Origin of the sequence: Agriterribacter sp., from assembly GCF_035497235.1 — a bacterium.
Classification (GTDB): Bacteria; Bacteroidota; Bacteroidia; order Chitinophagales; family Chitinophagaceae; genus Agriterribacter.
In genome coordinates this window covers 72,095-89,544 of record NZ_DATJEB010000058.1, presented here as the reverse complement: position 1 = coordinate 89,544, position 17,450 = coordinate 72,095, and the positions used below count along the sequence as shown (strand labels likewise).

The window sequence follows — 17,450 nt, the reverse complement described above, 5'->3', positions numbered from 1 at the left end:
CATTTTAAAACATGATTGTCATCATTTAAAAAAGCAGTATTAAAGATTAAATTCGATTCAAAAAAATGTCAGGAAGAAAATTCACCATCACATTTCGCCTGATGCATTGGGCGATAGCGTTATGCATTGTGTTACTACTCATCACCATTTTTCTTAGGATGAATTGGATGAACAAAGACCAAATGGCGGGTATCATTGATGCCAATTTAAAGACATTAAATATTTCCCTTACGCAGGATCAGTTAATAAAAATGGCCAAAGAAATCAGGAAACCAATGTGGAACTGGCATATTTACATTGGCTATGCTTTGATAGGCTTGTATGGTTTAAGAATGATCCTTCCATTTTTCGGGCAGATGGAATTCAGGAATCCATTTTCTAAAATGGCAACTTTAAAGGAAAAACTACAGGCCTGGATATATATTGTATTTTACTTTTTTCTTGGAATTAGCCTCGCTACAGGTCTTTTAATTGAAGCGGGGCCAAAGAACCTCAAAGACAGCCTGGAAGCGGTACATATCTTGTCTTTGTATTATTTGCTTCCGTTTATTATCCTGCATTTTGGTGGGGTCTTACTTGCCGAAGTGGGTTCGCAAAAAGGAATCATTTCCAAAATGGTCAGTGGTTAAAATTTTTCTTGTGTAACATAAGTACCCGACCACATTGTTTTATTGAGGCAACTTTGTAAAATAATTATTTAATTCATATAAATACAAAATAAAATGAGCTACTATTTTTCTAAAACCGTCAGAGATGATTTCGATACAGCGATTTATAATGTTACTGAAGCACTGAAAAAAGAAGGCTTTGGCATTCTTACGGAAATTGATGTAAAAGAAACGTTGAAAAAAAAGCTGGATGTTGATTTCAGAAGGTATAAAATTCTTGGAGCCTGCAATCCGCACTTTGCACATGAAGCGTTAAAAGTGGAAGACACTATTGGAACCATGCTTCCCTGCAATGTAATTGTGCAGGAGCGGGAAGATGGAAAGGTAGAAGTTTCGGCAGTGGATCCGGTGGCTTCCATGATGGCCATAAAGAACGAAAAACTGGGCGATATAGCAGGCGAAGTAAGAGAAAAATTAAAAAGTGTAATCCATAATATATAAACAAACAACACATGGCACACGAAATAGATGTACAGTGGATGGGCAAAATGCAATTTAACGCATTGGTAAACGGACACACGATTGTAATGGACGGCCCGGAAAAAGTGGGCGGCGAAAATACCGGGCCTATTCCCAAACCATTTGTACTAACGGCTCTTGCCGGATGTACCGGAATGGATATTGCTGCCATACTGAGAAAGGCTGATAAAAAACCTGATGACTTTGACATCAAAGTTATTGGCGAAATCAGTAAAAGAGCGCCAATTGAATACATTGCCATCCATGTGATTTACGAATTTAAGGGTGCAGCCGAAAACAAAGAAGCCGCACAGCACGCAGTTACTGATTCGCAGGAAAAATATTGCGGAGTAAGCAGCATGCTAAAGAAAGCATTGCCTGTAACCTGGGAAGTAAAATATAATGGCGTGCAAATTTTTAATAATAAAAAAGAGGATGCTGCAGAATTGAATTAGCTAAAAAAGAGGAAATAAAAAAATCAGCATGATGTTACAGACAATTAAAAACTTATTAGGGATGGCGCCCAAAACAGATTACAGCCAATTAATAAAACAGGGAGCTGTTGTTTTGGACGTGCGGAGCAAAGGCGAATTTGAGGGTGGACACATCAAAAACGCAATCAATATTCCGGTGGATCAGTTGAGCAATAATTTATCAAAACTTAAGGACAAAAATAAATCTATCATTTGCTGCTGCGCCTCAGGAATGAGAAGTGGCACTGCGAAAAGAATATTAGAGTCCAATGGCTACAAAGCAGTATTTAACGGCGGCGGCTGGAGCGGTTTACAAAATAAATTATGAATCTGAAAAAGAAGTAGCCATGTATTCATCTTATTTAAACAACTAAACTATGGAAGCGGTTAAACAAACATTATTTACCGGCTGGCATTTTATGCGATGGCTTCGCCTGGCTTTTGGAATATTCTTTACGGTGCAGGCCATACAAACGCCGGATACCCTGAGCGTTATAGCGGCAGCCTTCTTTTTACTGACAGCTTTAACCAATATGGGTTGCTGCGGCGCCGGAGCCTGCGCTGCACCCCGGAACAGGAATAACTCCAAAAACTCAGAAGATACTTCTTTTGAAGAAATAAAAAATCAATAAAATGACTAATTTCTTTACTAACCGTTTCTTGTTCCGTTATCGCGCATTCTTCCGTTTGCTTTACAGCATGGTGTCCCAGCATTTCTTTCACAACATGAATTGGAATGCCGTTGTTTAAAGTAACTGTACTACCAAAAGTGTGTCTGCCTCATTTTAAAAAAGGGAAGAAGCTGTATTTTAAACGCAGTGAATGGGATGGCTGGCTTACGGAACTCAGGATAGATACCAACGCGGAAATTGAGAAACAGGCAATTGATTATATTATCGAAACTCAGGTTTACAAATATAGAATTGCGCCCCGTAAAAAACAAGATGCTTAATTATGTACATATTGAATAGCAGATAGTTACGTGCACATTGGTGAGTGATTTTTGAATTAACTTTTACCACTCACCTAATCACTCACCACAATCTTGAATTGTTTTGGCATATTTTGTTATTATACCAAAACAAAAAAGCCCGCAAATGTAGAATTTGCGGGCCTTTGGCGTGTTTTATAATTGCTTTCAGCGGAGAGTGAGGGATTCGAACCCCCGGACCTGTTACAGTCAACGGTTTTCAAGACCGCCGCGTTCGACCGCTCTGCCAACTCTCCGGCGCAAAAATAGGTTTGCAATGCTAATTGGCAAAAACTTATTCCATATTATTTTTAGCAATTCGTTTTAACGATAAACAATATGCTTTCCGCCCACGCATTATTATATTTTACCTATGAACATACTCTTAACCGAAAGAAGGAAAGGAGAGGCGTCAATCTCTTCGCTTTCATTTCTTCCTTTTTACCCTTGTTTTAATACAATTTGCGGGAATAATATTTTGTTAACAGATAGTTTTTGCATTACCGCGACTTTCATGTCGGGCTAATTTCATGTACCTTAGTGTATTAACCCTCTGTGTATGCAATCCTTTCAAATTTCTCTTCCAAGCGAAAAGCTTGGCTATGTTATTAATAAACGCGTTGGCATACGGCGTCCCACTAAATTTCTTTTTTTTAAATATAAAAACAAAGAGCGGATAATTGCTTATACCGTGATTGTAGAAAGCCGGGCAGACAAAAACGAGTTCATAGTATTTAAAACGAAGCAAAAAGGAGAATGGCTTAAAGGTGCGCGAAAAAACGGCGAGCCCATTTCCATAGAAAGCGAAAGAATGGTTTCATGCGCTATAAAAAACGCTATAGATGAGTTTGAAAAAAAACAGGGAGAGAAAGCATACCAGGAATTGTTTTAATACTATTTCCACCCCGCCCCACCGTGCAAGCTATTACCGGGGCAAATAACACTATCCTGCCCCACACTATAGAACACTGCTGAATGCGAGTTGATTATAGAATTACAGTAAGATATAGCGTATGTCTATTTGCCATAGATATATAAAATAACCTGTAAATGCTTTTCTCTACTACTAAAGAAGTAATATTGTCATCCTATCATCATTATTAAAACAGAAGCTATGGAAAATAAAAAGAAATTAACAACAACAACAGGTAATCCTGTTCCCGACAATCAAAACATTCAAACCGCCGGGGCACGGGGTCCTGCTCTATTACAGGACTTTTGGTTCTTAGAAAAAATGGCCCATTTCGACCGTGAAGTTATTCCCGAAAGACGTATGCATGCCAAAGGTTCTGGCGCTTATGGAACCTTTACGGTAACCCACGATATTACTCCATACACTAAAGCAGATATCTTTAGTGCCATTGGTAAAAAAACCGACATGTTTGTGCGCTTTTCCACTGTTGCAGGGGAACGTGGCGCGGCGGATGCGGAACGCGATATCCGTGGTTTTGCCATGAAGTTTTATACCCAACAGGGCAACTGGGATCTGGTTGGCAACAATACACCGGTGTTTTTTTTCAGGGATCCCATGAAATTCCCTGATTTAAATCACGCAGTTAAAAGAGATCCCAAAACCAATTTAAGAAGCGCCGATAACAACTGGGATTTCTGGACATTACTTCCCGAAGCCCTGCACCAGGTAACTATTGTAATGAGTGACAGGGGCATTCCAAAATCGTACCGGCATATGCACGGGTTTGGCAGCCATACCTTCAGTTTTATTAATGCAGCCAATACAAGGTATTGGGTGAAATTCCATTTCAGAACCCAGCAGGGCATTGAAAACCTGTCTGACGAAGAAGCAGCAAAGCTGGTGGGAAGCGACAGGGAAACACATCAAAGAGACCTGTTTGATGCGATTGAAAGAGGCGATTTTCCCAAATGGAAAATGTTTATCCAGATCATGACGGAAGCGGAAGCCAACAGCTACCATATCCACCCTTTTGATTTAACGAAAATATGGCCCAAGGGAGATTTTCCTTTGATTCCGGTTGGCGAATTTGAGCTGAACCGCAACCCGGAAAATTACTTTGCAGAGGTAGAGCAGGCTGCATTTAACCCAGCAAACATTGTTCCCGGCATTGGTTTTTCGCCGGACAAGATGTTGCAGGGCAGGTTATTTTCGTATGGCGATGCGCAACGTTACCGCCTGGGCGTAAATCATTACCAGATACCGGTAAATGCTTCCAAATGCCCGTATCACAGCTTTCACAGAGACGGAGCTATGCGGGTGGATGGTAACTACGGCGGTACCAAACACTACGAACCCAACAGCTTTAATGAATGGCAGGAACAACCTGAATATAAAGAACCGCCATTAGCACTTCATGGCGATGCTACCGCGTGGGATCACAGGGTGGACGCTGACTATTATTCCCAGCCCGGCAACCTGTTCCGGTTAATGACTAATGATAAAAAAGAGTTGTTATTTAAAAATACCGCGGCACAGGTTGGCGGTGCTCAAAAATTCATACAGATCCGGCATATCAGGAATTGCTATAAAGCCGATCCCGCTTATGGAGAAGGGGTGGCTAAAGCGCTGGGACTAACAATGAACGAAGTAAACAGCTTTACCTTAGAGCGGTAATGATATGCCATCCGTATTTGTAACCGAATGGTAGTACCGGCTATGCCGTTGAAGGAAGAAGAGAGCGGGAGAAAGTGAGAGGAGAAAACTAAAACAATTATTAAGGGGCTGTCTCAAAAGGGCAGCCTTTTTTGTGGTGAAAACAAAATGTGGGTTAGGTTTTCCACAAAGGAGCTGTATAAATAAATTGGATGTAAGTCAATACAGTAAAGGGTTTTGCTTATATTTGGAATATAAATTACAGCTATGGCAAAACCTGTATTTAAAGATTATTCCCCCACCCAGGCCTTGCTTATTCCCCCTTCATTTGATGAGCTTATTGATGCAAACCACCCGGTTCGTGTAGTGAACAATGTGGTAGAAAAAATAGACCTCAAACTTTTGATGGAACAATATAAAGGAGGTGGAACATCCAGCTATCATCCCAAAATGATGCTGAAGGTTATGGTATATAGTTATCTTACTAATATATTGGCGATATAAAAACTTGAATTGAAAATGACCTCAATTCAAAATGAAAGAATTGATAATAGCTTCAAACAAGATACTATCAATTGATTTTAAATCAATTAATAGTAATCATTTAGCTCAAAGTATACTTTAATAATTTGCAACAAAAAAGCCCCAACTTCTGTTGAGACTTTTTTTGTGACCCCGTCAGGGTCACTGTATGGTTTACCTTATTTTATCTCAATTTATCTTCCTTGGTAGATACAATTCAATCTACATAACGTTTTTGGGTACTCCTCTGCTAAACAAACATCTGTTGAAGTAAAAAATAATCTTACCCCAAATCTTACCCCAATCTAATTTTTGTATTATATTTGGATAGAAATGAAGTAAAATGAAAATTAAATTTTACCTGAAGCGACCTAAATCAACTGCTGCAACTTCAATCTATGCACTGGTTAATTACAATGCCAATTCCCTGAAGATTTACACAAAAGAATCTATTATACCTCAACACTGGAATGCCTCTACTAATAGCGCCAGGAATACGCCTAAATTTAAGGAGCATCCGGAGTTCAATCAGCGGCTTAATAATATCCGTAGTACCATTAACAAGGTCTTCCTGGATTTCAAAAATGAAAACGGTCATGCTGAACCCTCTCCTGCAATATTAAAACCATTGATAGAGCAGGCCTTAAAAAAGGGCAGTGAAAAAATTACCTTCCTGGATTTCTTCGATGATTTCGTAAAACGTTCCTCAGCCGGGCAGCGGTTAAATCCTCGTAGCAAACAACCAATTCGCACCGGTGTTGCCAAAGGGTATAAAACAACATATAACCACCTGGTAGAGTTCAGCAAGAAGGCTGATAAAAAACTCGATTTCGATAATATAGATTTGGATTTTCATCACGAATTTTCAAAATATCTTACTGCCCAAGACTTTAGTTTAAACTACATCGGAACCCATATTAAGCGTATTAAAGCTGTGATGGCGGATGCTACCAGAAAAAAGATTAATACCAATATGGAGTATGCAAGTGCACATTTCATTAAAACATCTGAGGAAGCTGATACCATTTATCTGAATGATACGGAACTGCAGGAAATCGAATCCCTGGAATTAGACGAAAAGCTGGATAACGTACGTGATTTATTTCTGATCGGTGCATATACGGGCCTGAGGTTTTCAGATTTTTCTATTCTAAAGCCATCTAATATTGCGGACGGGTTTATCAGGATTAAGCAGGTAAAGACAGGGGATCCGGTTACAATACCTGTCCATCCGGTAGTTAAGAAAATCCTTGCAAAGAGAAATGGAGCCCTTCCCCGGGCAATCTCAAATGAAAAACTCAATGAATATTTAAAAAAGGTTTGTGCGGAAACTGAAAGCCTGAAAAAGATGGGGAGCCATTCCATAACCAAGGGAGGCCGTAAAGATGTGACGGATACACAGAAATTTAATTTAGTAACCACACACACTGCCCGCCGGTCCTTTGCCACAAATGAATATCTGCACGGCACCCCTACCATTACCATTATGGCTATAACAGGCCACAAAACCGAAAAATCGTTTTTGAAATACATAAGGATATCCAAAGAAGAACATGCTGTAATTATGAAGGAAATATGGGCTAAGCGGAATATTCTGAAAGCAGTATAATTATGACTTTGACTGTTACCGTTAAATTGTAGTCCAAACTTTAAACATGGGTAATACTGTAGATGACTATTCGAAAAATAGTTCAATTGATGACAAAAATTATTATCGCCCCAGTCAGTTGCCTATTCAACTTGTTGAGTTCATTCCAACAGAAGTATTAAAAGAGCTCCATCACTGTGATATTATATTTACTCCTGAAGTCCTGGAGCAGTATGTCCTAAATTATTACCTCCGGCTTCCATTAAATGATATATCGCAATTTGAGGTTGCTCTTACCAAAAGAGAAGAAGCATATACAGGAAATAAAAAAGATTTTTATGCGGATGAATTAGAAGATTTTAAAAGAAATGTACATGAAAAATCCAAATTGGATCCAGTTACATCAGCGCCGTATAAATTAGGTCTTCTACTTCAGGCATGTAATCTTTCAAAAGAAACCATTCAAATTATAATAAAAATTTCAGAATCGTATTTAGAAGAAAATGAGATAGCAAAACGTATAGATACTCCAATTCAAAATACTACTGACTTGGTAAACATTGTTTTAAACAGCACATTTCCAAGTAACCCGAGAACTTTTTGGGGAGCGCCAATTGAATACAGAGAAACCTTATCAATAATAAACCAGATTAAAATAACATTGGATGGCTATTGTGATGGTGCCATTCTTGATTTTCTCAAAAAAAGGGCAAAGGGCGGGTATACTCATAGAGTACATATATTTGCCAGACAATACCAAGAACAATGCAACCACAGCTTGCCAATTAAAGGTTCAACAGATTGGAAAAATGAACGAGGACAAAAGGCTAAGAGCGAATATTATACAACGTTGACGGGGAATAAAAAAAAATACAAGCCCGAAACTGAAGCTGAGCTTCTTGCATTAGTACAATTCCTAAAAGACTTTCCCCATGCCCAGGATATTGCAAAAACAAAGCTCAAAGACTTTCGTGAAAAACAGTAACCCCTATTAGTAACCCCTATTAGTAACCCCTCCCAACTAATATTGATATTTATCTTTTTTTCCTTTGTTGTATAAACTATCAATAATGGAAAAAATGATTTTTACGCAGCTTTCTATAATAGAGGTAAGGAACCTGTTTCGGCAAGAAATAGAAGGATACTTCTTGTCAAATCCGATCACAAAAAATAGCCCAAAGTCAGTCAATTATCTAACGAGGGCACAAGTGGCTGACAAATACCACATCACCTTACCCACGTTGCACGCATGGACCATGGAAGGGATCCTTAAAGCTTACCGAATAGGCCGTAGGGTGCTTTATAAAGAATTCGAGGTGGACCAGGCGCTGTCTGCAATAATCACCACTTCTACCAAATAAAAAACCCCTTCATATGGAATCATCATACAACGGGGCTTTAATTGGAGAACAGGTGCCCAAAGATAATAAACCATTTCCTAAAAAGGAAATTCAAATACTGGAAACAGATTTGAATGACGTACAACTTTACGAGGAGTGTATAGAAATGTGTAATGCCGATTTGCTACGATTCGATTACATGCGCGTCACTATGGAAAAAAAGATTAATCGGTGGCCTGCGACAGTTAAGATTGGCGGCGCAGATTTCGCAAAAAAAGGGAACATATCAGGTGTTGGGGCAACCTCTAAAGCATTTAAATCTTCAGTTATATGTTCCATGGCTTCCGGATGCTTAACCGAAGACGGTTCAGTACATGGCGCTCCCGACATACAAGTTTTACCAAATACCGAAAATTTTGCTGTTATCCATGTTGACTCCGAACAATCGGAAGATGATCACCAGGACAATGTTAATTCGATCCTTCGAAGGGCTGGTTTAGAACGTACACCAGACCACTTCCTCTCCTACAATTTTCGCCAATTAGCCCGTTACGAATATGAGAAAACTCTCTATGGCATATGCCAGGCGGCAAAGTCAAAGTTTGGCGGCGTAATGATGGTATTCGTTGATATCGCAACAGACTTTGTGCAAAATGTGAACGATGAAAAAGAAAGTCAAAGATCAATTCAGTTTTTCCTCTCAATAGCTATAGAATTTAATTGCGCAGTCATATTAACTATACACCAAAACCCTGGCAGTGATAAAGAGCGTGGGCATTACGGTAGCGAATTTCAACGGAAATGTTTTGCTTTAATTGGTTTGACGAAAAAAGATGAAATAGTTACAGTTGTTCCAAAATTGTTACGAAAGGCAAGCCCGGATGACGTGCCCTTAATCAAATTTAAGTTTGATTCTGAGCTTGGTTATATAGTCCAAATTGAGGGGGCCGAATCTGGCCCTTTACCGAGAAAAGGGTTGGAACTCATTGAGAAAATATTTAGTGAAAATAGTACCATGAGCTACAGTGAGCTTACAAAAAGTATTGAGACCATTGAAAGTATCAAATCACGTGCTGCCCAGTATCGCATTGATCGGTGGCAGCAGGATGGCCTTATTACCAAAGAGGCAGATGGAAATTACAGACAAAAATTAAAATAATGATAATGTTACCGCAAACCGCAACGTACCGCAAAATTGCGGTGGTTCTCAATGCAGTGCCGCAAAACGCAACGTACCGCAATTGTACCGCAAAGGGCTTCAAAGTTGCAGTACCGCACCACCGCAATCCTATATATATAGGATTGCGGTGGTGCGGTTGCCAACAGCCGCAAATTGAAACTGCAGTTACACCATCTTCAAATAACCGCAAAATTGAAAAAAATGGATAGTTGTCTGAATGTTGAAGTAAGCTGCACTCCCGACTATTACAGTCCGACCAAATTGGCAGCAATCAACTTACTTACCTGGTTGCGGTCTACCAAGTACGCGCATAAAGTCGAGGAAATTCGCGCAACTACCGACAAACTCATAAGAGACCAGATGAAAGCACTGCTGCCTGCTATTATCATAGCAGGAGTGTTTTTATCAAGGACCTTGGAAGGGATTATTAAGTATAGTGGACTTCTCTCAATCGATATTGATCTGAAAGGAAACCAGCATATCAGCAACTACTCAGATTTAAAAACTCAAATATCGAAAATAAAAAATGTCGCTTATGTAGGACTGTCAGTATCGGGTACAGGATTCTTCGTCATATTCACAATAGCGCATCCAGAAAAGTACAAGGAACATTTTCTGTTTATAGAGCAATATTTTAAGGGGATAGGTATCATAATTGACAAAGCCTGCAAAGACATAACCAGGTTACGTGGCTACAGTCACGACCCTGATGCATATTTTAACCACAGCGCCATACCGTTAACCTCATACCACGTTGAACCTAAAAAGGTTATAGCTCCGGTTCGCTTTTTTGATTCAACACGTGACAGTGGGAAGGAGGGGCATACTATTAAGGCAATAATAGAGCAAGTGCGGGCAAGCGGCACTGATTTAACCTCCGGGTATAACAATTGGTATGCTATAGGCTGTGATATAGCTTCAACCTTCGGTACCAATGGAGAAGATTATTTCCAGGCAATCAGTCAGAATCACCCTGAATATGACTTCAGGAAAGCTTCCAAGCAGTATGCAGCTTGCCTTAAAGCCATGCAGGCAAAGCCTCCAAGCCTTGGTGCTCTGGTGAATGCCGCCAAACAGCATTCAATCAATATTAAACATACCTCACGGGCAACCCCACCCGCTAACCAACCGCGCATCCTATTTCGTGATGGTAAACGCCTCGAGGTTCTGAAGGATGGATCACTGATAGAGGTTACACCTGAAGGTTATCCTTCAGCATGGGACACTACCTCCAATAACGTACATCAAAATCAACTTAAATATGGAACCAACAACATGTAACGAAACAAAAACACCAGTGCGCACGGTACGCCACTTGGTACAAAAACGACTAAACTGGAATTTCCCGGAGGCAGCAAAAAAATTTATCAAGACGGGACGATCTAAGCAACTGGAAAAGATATCCGCATGCGTGGATACATTCTATAAGCCTATTACAGCCTTTCTATTCTTCCCTGAAATGTGTGTTGTAGTTAAGTATGAGCAGCACCACGGCGCTGAGATGCAGCCAGGGGACATAACGGCCATGAGTTCGGCTGAGGGGTTGCATAGGCTTAAAATGACTGCAGGTCCCCGGTACATGTGGCACCATCTGGAACTAAAAAAGCGGTCCAACACCAAGTTTTTTACAAACCCAATTAATAATTTTTAAATTTTAAAACATGGCAAAGTCAAAAAAAGAAAAGATCCCGGAATACCATCGCAAAGCGATGCAACGGGCCGACTTCGCAGACATCCTTTCCGAAATTGAAAATTATCCCTTTATTTCTGCTCCCGGTGGGAGAAAGTTTAAAAACAAACGGGAATCCGGGTGTGAAGAATTTGAACTAAAGCCACTCATTAAACAAATCAGATTCTGGCCCACCGAGCTGATAACTGCGTTTATCCGGGTCCAGGGAAGCTTCCGAGAGGATATGAACACCCCTGTACTGGTAGCCATCTTTGAAACACTTCATCAGAATTCTCATGAAGGCAGAGAGCGGCACAGGCTGCTCAGGTGGATTGACGACACTTTTTAATTGAGTAAACACCACCGACCTGTAACAATTCAATTGTAAATTTTTAAACTAAAAGAAATCATGAAAACCAAACCAGAATTACCCAACGCAGAGGTAACATTATCCGAAAAAGAAACGCTGCAGGCGCGGCTACAAGTGCTGGAAGCTGAGTTTAAGCAAAGGAACGATGAATTTGAAATCTACTACTTAGCTTATGACGAACATCAGCGCAAACAAGTTCCTGAGCGCACTGAAGAGCACCAGAAAGCAATTGCCAAGCTGAACAAAATTTGTTGGGACGAAAAGCAGGAAGCAGAAGCGACAAGTCCGGATAGGTTTAAACTGCCGAAGGGGTGGGCACCCTTCAATGCAAAGCAAAAGAAAGACAGGACGGAATACTTTACGCGGCTTACTAATGGTAAAACCCCGGACTGCCCGCCTTGCCAGCATTATCTGTATTTATACCAACCAAATGAAATTGCCATTAGGTGTTCATTTCAAGGCAATTTTATTGACGACCTGGTGGCGATGAACTACCATTTTGCCCGGCTTGATCATGATGTTAATTTGGATGATGATCTTATAAGCAGGTGGATTCCTGTACGGGCATTCGGGATAAGACTTCTGGAAAGTGCACCTTATTATGAGGTATACCAACACCGGGAGGAATCTCGCGGCAATATAGAAAGGATGGCCCATGGATTAAACACAGGATCAGTCAGGTCTGGTGAATCTTTTCTTGATCACATTGCGCGACAGCAGCCAACAGCCTCCCCGGCAAGTACAGGTGAGCTCAGCCAGTTTACTCATGTTTTGGCCGAATCTTTTTTTAATTGGCATTTATATAAAAGAAAGTTCGGATTTGGTGGGGTCATAATTTCGGAATAAATGTATGCCTGCTATCAATAAAAGCTGGACTTTTTATCAATTCAAGTTCAATCTTAAAGATGGCAGGCACCATTTACCATTTCATGATGCAGTTTTTATTGGTTCCTAACTTAATCCATAGCAACAGAATGAATAAAATAAATTTCTTTCATGTGTGTACGTGCATAATTGGAATTAGTATCTGAACCAAAATATCCGAAATAGGTAAAAACCGAAATTTAAATAACTATAGTAAAACCAGTTAGAATGAAAGCCCTAAAAATTATATTTTTTGCCACCCGGTGCCTGCGAAAATTGAATAAAAAACTTGGTGTTGACATATGCACTGAGGATATCAGGGTTATGTATTACCTGCACAGCAAGGGACCGCAATTGATCAGCCCACTTGGTTCCCTGTCTGCCTGGAAACGAATCAAAGGAAATATCCTTCCCCGGCTGATAGAGGCAGGTTACATTCATTACGACGGCAAACACTACAGCACCACGCTTGACGGCCTGCGATACATGCAACAATATGACGAAATGATGCGCAAGGCACGTATGGACCGTATCCATCGTAAGGGTGATACCTCCAAACCACTGTGGGAACGCTAATTCTGCAATGCCAAGGGACAACACTCCTTTATGTTGGTTGTATTGTGCTTCTTTGTGGGCCAGTCAAGATTACCACCGTTCAAAATTTGATCATAACAAAAACTGATAGCATGTCTGAGGGCATATATTTGGATAGAGCGATAATACAAGGTGAACTATTCACAGAAAAGCGGGTTTACAGCCGGTTTGAGGCATTGGTGGATATAATGAGTATCGCTGAGGATGGTACGATGATTATTACTACCAGAAAAATTGCTGGCAAGTGGGGATGGGGAAGGAAAAAGGTGGAGATTTTTTTAGAACAACTTGAGAGAGAGGGCTTCATAACAATATCCAAATTCCCGGATAAGCACATAGTAACAGTATTGTACAAAAAGAGCCAGCCAGGGAGCCAGAAAGGAGCCAGTAAAAGCCGCAGGTCTGCTGCATTACAGAGCAATCAGGAGCCAGAAAGGAGCCAGCCAGGGAGCCACGTTGATCAGGAAGAAACCGAAGCAACAGCAGAAGAAAAGAAACTATTCGATGGCTTTAATGCCTGGCTTAAGAAAAACGCTCCCAATGTGGCGAAAATGAAGGAGCAAATAACACTGAAGCAGTATTTGAAGATCAGGAGGGACATGCCCAAGGAAATGGTAATGGACCTGTTGCAAAAGATGCATAACTGGAAGCCATTGTTACAAAAAAATACCAGCGTTTACCTGACACTGAAAAATTGGAGCAGAAACCCATATAATCAAACCGCAGCAGAGGACAATAAACCAAGCGATATCAATGAGCAACTCAAAGAGAGATTTAAAAAGTAGCCTGTAATTAGTGGCTTCAAGAAACACTTCCCTCATTCTTTAACCTGTCCGCTTTTTATCAACCTCAGATAATATCCTTAAAAAGTGAAAACTCTCTCTCTGGGAGAATGTTGAAATGCAGTCCTCTATATGCGTATCAAGTACAACATTTTCAATAGTCTTTATGATGTCCCATACAATCTCAAGTAACTCCCATATCTGCTTGAATCCTACATCCAACAGGGCCAGGTTTGTTGCGCCGTCATCTTCATGTGCATAGTATTCGTCGCGCAAAGAGATTATCTTCTCTATTGTTGAACTATGCGACTTTAGTTGTTGCTCCCACTGTTCAAGAATATTCGGATCCACCTCTAAAGTCCGATGAAACCCGCCTGGCTTTAAGGCAGCAATGAACTTAAATAAATTGAACTTATCGCTATTCCTATTACAAAAAAGCTTTGACAGCTCTATAACAAGTGTTCTATACATCAGATGTCTTATAAAATCCATGTGATGGTTATCTCTCGAATTCTCTATGTAGTTCAGCTCTTCATGAGTATCTGGGTTATGAAAATATTCGGCGAAGTAATAAGCATCCCTTGCAAATAGCCATATCAATAAAATACGCTTAAGCTTCTTTCTTACCTGTTCTTGATGGGATGGCATTTGAGTTTTTTTGTTAAAATACAAAAAGCCTGGACAATTCCAGGCTTAAACTTGCTGCTTCCTTTCATTACCAAAATACCATCATATCCATCCATTGACGCTGCTACCCATTTGTCTCATTTAGGGTGAATGGGAATCCGCTGCATTTTTCCAATTTCTTCAGGAAGCTTTTCAATTCCGTTATTAAAAAATAGTGTTTAGCTATCTCACTCAAGTTTTCCGCATCATTTAGCGAATGTTTAAAAAAATATTCAATGCTTTCACAAAAGTGATCAGCACTTGCTGTACCAAATAATTCGTTAATGGTTTCAGCTTGAACTTGTATGTTGACTGTGTTCATAACAATAAATTTGTGTTCATTATTTTGGTTCTAAAAATTTAAAAATTGACTGTGTAACTGGATTGATTAAGGAAGGCAATTACCTTTCACCCTGCAACCTGAAGAATACAGATCCTGCCCAATCAGCATAATCATCATCCCATTCCTTCAGTCCGTAAAACAAACCGCCATTGTCTTCTATAATCCTGGTAACGGTACATATCTCACCGAACGCGGGTCCTTTTATCAGCCTGCCCGCCAGCATCCAGTTCTCCTTATTTACACACATCACCCGTAAATCATAGGGGATTTCAACTTTACTATGCAGGTTTTCTTTTTTCATTGAATTATGCTTTTGTGGTGATTAAATGGAGGGGGATTAAAAACGGGCACTGCTTACAGGTAGTTTAAATTCCAGGCAAGCCGTGTATCGGGGGACCGCGTTCATTTGCTTGCAAAGATGGATGCCGGGTAATGTGTGGCATAACAAATATTTTATTGAGGTGTGAAAGAATTCAAAGTTATCAATGTTATCATAAATATCAATGATAACATACATTATTTTAAAAAAAGTTATCCACACTATCAATGCTATCAAAAATATCAGTAGGTTTGAGTACCTTTATTTAAATTGTTGTTATGGCAGCTAAGCGCAAAGACATTACCCCGGACCAGGAAACATCTAATAATGTATTGGTAAGGTCAATACCTGGGCCTGTCTTGGAGAAGATGCAGACCATCGCTAATTTGGAGGGGGTTAGCTTCAATGATATTTATAACCTGGCATTCTCACGGCTTATAGAAGCCTATGAGGCGAAGAATGGTAAGGTGAAGGTGCGCCCTAAAGGAAAGGGGCTGGAAGGAATCTAAACTTCATACGAATTTCCAGAGTTCATCCTCCAAATAATAACCGACAAGAGTACTTCCAACTTGGAATCTTATTAAAAACAATCCCTTGTTGCCGTTTTAGAATCAAATTGAGTAGATTTGAAAAAAAGGTTATGACATTAAAATTCAGAGGGAAAATGCCTGATCCAGAAAAACTTGTAAAAAAGGCGTTAATTAAGAAATTAGTATCTGCTGTACCAGAATTGGAATCGTATACAAATGATATAAAATTTACACGGCAGGGGACGAAGTTATTTCCGGATCTTTCATCAATCCCCCAAGATATTATGGAAAAAATTGCCAAGGCTTTTCCCGAATCGGTTGTAAGAAAGTAGCTTGGCTATTACAAATGCTTGTCCAAACTAAACTTGGAATTGCAGGGATCAGAAATCCAATGCAATGTCCTAAAAACCAATAAAGGCATTGATCAAAGCAATGGCAGGGTAATAACTGTTGTTGCTTTGTGCTTTAATCATCCGAAAATCTTTCCATATTCCGCTTTCTTATTTCCAAAGCTAACCACCACTTCCAGCAGTCCTCTATCAGCCGCTCATAGCTCCCGCTTTCAAACATCTTAACGATCGTGACCTCTGCCCAGTAGTAGTGCCCATCGGTAGGATCTACAAAGTCAAAAATCTTCACAGGGTATTCGGGGTCTCCCTCATATGCATCATTTATGTTCAGGTCACTGACCAATAGCTTGCATCGCGGTGATTCGTTATGCATCACATCTGTTAAACCAGGCGTATCTCTACCCGGTATGATCTCAAACTTTTCCACTCAAAATATCTTTTAAGGCTAATAGATTATGGTAATAACCCTCATAGGCATTGAGTATCTCATGGCTCCGTAGTATCGTCAAATGCGATCCAATGTATTGCTTTACATTAGTTATTAGCCCTTCCTTCGTTTTAATGCTTACCGGCAAATTTGCGGCTTTAAAATACTGCTCCATTTCGGAAATTTCTTCTTGTGTTACCATGCTGCAAGGTACATCCGGGGTCTACAATAAAAAAGGGCACTGTAAAAACAGGCCCCGTATTAGTTTCAACCCTAACCCTTGTAGGAGAATAGCAAGTTAGTTTTATGTCTCCGGATTTAAAAATTTGGTTTAGCATCTTTAAAAATTATAACTTATATCCTAAATCGTTGCGCCATGTCAACCTTTAACGATTATTACTTTGACGAACATTTATTAAACCATCCCCAGCAGGCGGCTATTGTAAAAATGTCTATACCCAGGCTTTTAGTGCGTTTTAATTATGATGAAGGTTACATATCAGACCTGGAACACTTTAAGGAAGAGATAAATGAACTATCCTGGCTGGACTATGATGTTGTACAACCGGATCAGAACAGTAAAATAATTAAAGAATGTTTTGATTTCTTAACCGAACACCGAAAGGCCGTTCTTAACCTGAATGAGCACGCATAAAAAAGCCCCCGGACACCACTCCGAAGGGCTCGACTGTTGCTAACGGGAAACGAAATCTAATTTACAAAGTTCATCTTACATTTCCGCATCTTTCTATGAAAAGTGAACCTGGTAG

The 17,450-nt window shown here is 40.0% G+C and carries 25 protein-coding genes, 1 tRNA gene and 1 pseudogene; 22 read left to right on the top strand and 5 right to left on the bottom strand.

Translation table 11 applies throughout. From position 1 onward, the window contains the following. Positions 1-65 precede the first annotated feature (65 nt). From VL121_RS21120 to VL121_RS21095, 6 genes are all read left to right on the top strand, one after another. A complete protein-coding gene (locus VL121_RS21120) occupies positions 66-629 on the top strand; it encodes a cytochrome b/b6 domain-containing protein (RefSeq protein WP_325408601.1) in 564 nt (187 codons plus the stop codon). 93 nt (positions 630-722) lie between these two features. After that, positions 723-1,109, top strand: coding sequence for a DUF302 domain-containing protein (locus VL121_RS21115; RefSeq protein ID WP_325408600.1), 387 nt, complete (start codon positions 723-725; stop codon positions 1,107-1,109). 11 nt (positions 1,110-1,120) lie between these two features. Next, positions 1,121-1,582 carry an OsmC family protein gene (locus VL121_RS21110; RefSeq protein ID WP_325408599.1) on the top strand — a complete coding sequence of 154 codons (462 nt, stop codon included), beginning with the start codon at positions 1,121-1,123 and terminating at the stop codon, positions 1,580-1,582. A gap of 28 nt (positions 1,583-1,610) precedes the next feature. After that, positions 1,611-1,928, top strand: coding sequence for a rhodanese-like domain-containing protein (locus VL121_RS21105; protein ID WP_325408598.1), 318 nt, complete (start codon positions 1,611-1,613; stop codon positions 1,926-1,928). A 49-nt stretch (positions 1,929-1,977) separates the two neighbouring features. Continuing rightward, the gene (locus tag VL121_RS21100; RefSeq protein ID WP_325408597.1) at positions 1,978-2,232 is read left to right on the top strand and encodes a hypothetical protein; all 255 of its coding nucleotides are present in this window, start codon (positions 1,978-1,980) and stop codon (positions 2,230-2,232) included. Positions 2,233-2,336: 104 nt separating this feature from the next. Next, a complete protein-coding gene (locus tag VL121_RS21095; RefSeq protein ID WP_325408596.1) occupies positions 2,337-2,552 on the top strand; it encodes a hypothetical protein in 216 nt (71 codons plus the stop codon). Positions 2,553-2,742: 190 nt separating this feature from the next. Here the strand turns inward: VL121_RS21095 and VL121_RS21090 are convergent. Next, a tRNA-Ser gene (locus VL121_RS21090) sits at positions 2,743-2,827 on the bottom strand. A 302-nt stretch (positions 2,828-3,129) separates the two neighbouring features. Between VL121_RS21090 and VL121_RS21085 the strand changes: the two genes are divergently transcribed. The 13 genes and pseudogenes from VL121_RS21085 (at position 3,130) to VL121_RS21030 (ending at position 14,048) form a co-directional block, all read left to right on the top strand. Next, entirely contained in the window at positions 3,130-3,462 is a 333-nt protein-coding gene (locus VL121_RS21085; protein WP_325408595.1) for a hypothetical protein, read from the top strand. A gap of 222 nt (positions 3,463-3,684) precedes the next feature. Further along, positions 3,685-5,157 carry a catalase gene (locus VL121_RS21080; protein WP_325408594.1) on the top strand — a complete coding sequence of 491 codons (1,473 nt, stop codon included), beginning with the start codon at positions 3,685-3,687 and terminating at the stop codon, positions 5,155-5,157. 246 nt (positions 5,158-5,403) lie between these two features. Further along, a pseudogene (locus tag VL121_RS21075) lies at positions 5,404-5,628 on the top strand (transposase); the annotation flags it as partial. Positions 5,629-6,001: 373 nt separating this feature from the next. After that, positions 6,002-7,267, top strand: coding sequence for a site-specific integrase (locus VL121_RS21070; RefSeq protein WP_325408593.1), 1,266 nt, complete (start codon positions 6,002-6,004; stop codon positions 7,265-7,267). Positions 7,268-7,313: 46 nt separating this feature from the next. After that, positions 7,314-8,231, top strand: a complete 918-nt coding sequence (locus tag VL121_RS21065) for a hypothetical protein (protein ID WP_325408592.1) — start codon at positions 7,314-7,316, stop codon at positions 8,229-8,231. An 85-nt stretch (positions 8,232-8,316) separates the two neighbouring features. Beyond that, entirely contained in the window at positions 8,317-8,607 is a 291-nt protein-coding gene (locus VL121_RS21800; RefSeq protein WP_414635436.1) for a helix-turn-helix domain-containing protein, read from the top strand. Between the two features lie 13 nt (positions 8,608-8,620). Continuing rightward, the gene (locus tag VL121_RS21060) at positions 8,621-9,745 is read left to right on the top strand and encodes an AAA family ATPase (protein ID WP_325408591.1); all 1,125 of its coding nucleotides are present in this window, start codon (positions 8,621-8,623) and stop codon (positions 9,743-9,745) included. A gap of 174 nt (positions 9,746-9,919) precedes the next feature. Further along, positions 9,920-11,047 carry a BT4734/BF3469 family protein gene (locus VL121_RS21055; protein WP_325408590.1) on the top strand — a complete coding sequence of 376 codons (1,128 nt, stop codon included), beginning with the start codon at positions 9,920-9,922 and terminating at the stop codon, positions 11,045-11,047. Next, positions 11,028-11,417 carry a hypothetical protein gene (locus tag VL121_RS21050; RefSeq protein WP_325408589.1) on the top strand — a complete coding sequence of 130 codons (390 nt, stop codon included), beginning with the start codon at positions 11,028-11,030 and terminating at the stop codon, positions 11,415-11,417. Before VL121_RS21055 ends, VL121_RS21050 begins: the two co-directional genes overlap by 20 nt. Positions 11,418-11,427: 10 nt before the next feature. After that, entirely contained in the window at positions 11,428-11,784 is a 357-nt protein-coding gene (locus VL121_RS21045; RefSeq protein ID WP_325408588.1) for a hypothetical protein, read from the top strand. 60 nt (positions 11,785-11,844) lie between these two features. Next, positions 11,845-12,651, top strand: a complete 807-nt coding sequence (locus tag VL121_RS21040) for a hypothetical protein (RefSeq protein ID WP_325408587.1) — start codon at positions 11,845-11,847, stop codon at positions 12,649-12,651. A 246-nt stretch (positions 12,652-12,897) separates the two neighbouring features. Next, positions 12,898-13,245, top strand: coding sequence for a hypothetical protein (locus tag VL121_RS21035; protein WP_325408586.1), 348 nt, complete (start codon positions 12,898-12,900; stop codon positions 13,243-13,245). 110 nt (positions 13,246-13,355) lie between these two features. Further along, on the top strand, positions 13,356-14,048 hold the full coding sequence (locus VL121_RS21030) for a hypothetical protein (RefSeq protein ID WP_325408585.1): 693 nt from the start codon (positions 13,356-13,358) through the stop codon (positions 14,046-14,048). 39 nt (positions 14,049-14,087) lie between these two features. On the opposite strand, the gene VL121_RS21025 is transcribed toward VL121_RS21030, so the two are convergent. Together VL121_RS21025 and VL121_RS21020 are read right to left on the bottom strand one after the other, a co-directional pair. Continuing rightward, a complete protein-coding gene (locus VL121_RS21025; protein ID WP_325408584.1) occupies positions 14,088-14,693 on the bottom strand; it encodes an AbiU2 domain-containing protein in 606 nt (201 codons plus the stop codon). Positions 14,694-15,112: 419 nt separating this feature from the next. Then, positions 15,113-15,355: a hypothetical protein gene (locus VL121_RS21020; protein WP_325408583.1), complete on the bottom strand. Its 243-nt coding sequence runs from the start codon at positions 15,353-15,355 to the stop codon at positions 15,113-15,115. Positions 15,356-15,651: 296 nt separating this feature from the next. Between VL121_RS21020 and VL121_RS21015 the strand changes: the two genes are divergently transcribed. Then, positions 15,652-15,882, top strand: coding sequence for a hypothetical protein (locus tag VL121_RS21015; protein WP_325408582.1), 231 nt, complete (start codon positions 15,652-15,654; stop codon positions 15,880-15,882). A 131-nt stretch (positions 15,883-16,013) separates the two neighbouring features. Further along, positions 16,014-16,235, top strand: coding sequence for a hypothetical protein (locus VL121_RS21010; protein WP_325408581.1), 222 nt, complete (start codon positions 16,014-16,016; stop codon positions 16,233-16,235). 133 nt (positions 16,236-16,368) lie between these two features. Here VL121_RS21010 and VL121_RS21005 read toward each other — a convergent pair whose 3' ends face one another. After that, on the bottom strand, positions 16,369-16,680 hold the full coding sequence (locus VL121_RS21005; protein WP_325408580.1) for a hypothetical protein: 312 nt from the start codon (positions 16,678-16,680) through the stop codon (positions 16,369-16,371). Then, the gene (locus VL121_RS21795) at positions 16,667-16,855 is read right to left on the bottom strand and encodes a DUF6965 family protein (RefSeq protein ID WP_414635437.1); all 189 of its coding nucleotides are present in this window, start codon (positions 16,853-16,855) and stop codon (positions 16,667-16,669) included. The genes VL121_RS21005 and VL121_RS21795 overlap by 14 nt, the downstream gene beginning before the upstream one ends. 201 nt (positions 16,856-17,056) lie before the next feature. Between VL121_RS21795 and VL121_RS21000 the strand changes: the two genes are divergently transcribed. Beyond that, entirely contained in the window at positions 17,057-17,335 is a 279-nt protein-coding gene (locus VL121_RS21000) for a hypothetical protein (RefSeq protein ID WP_325408579.1), read from the top strand. Positions 17,336-17,450 lie beyond the last annotated feature (115 nt).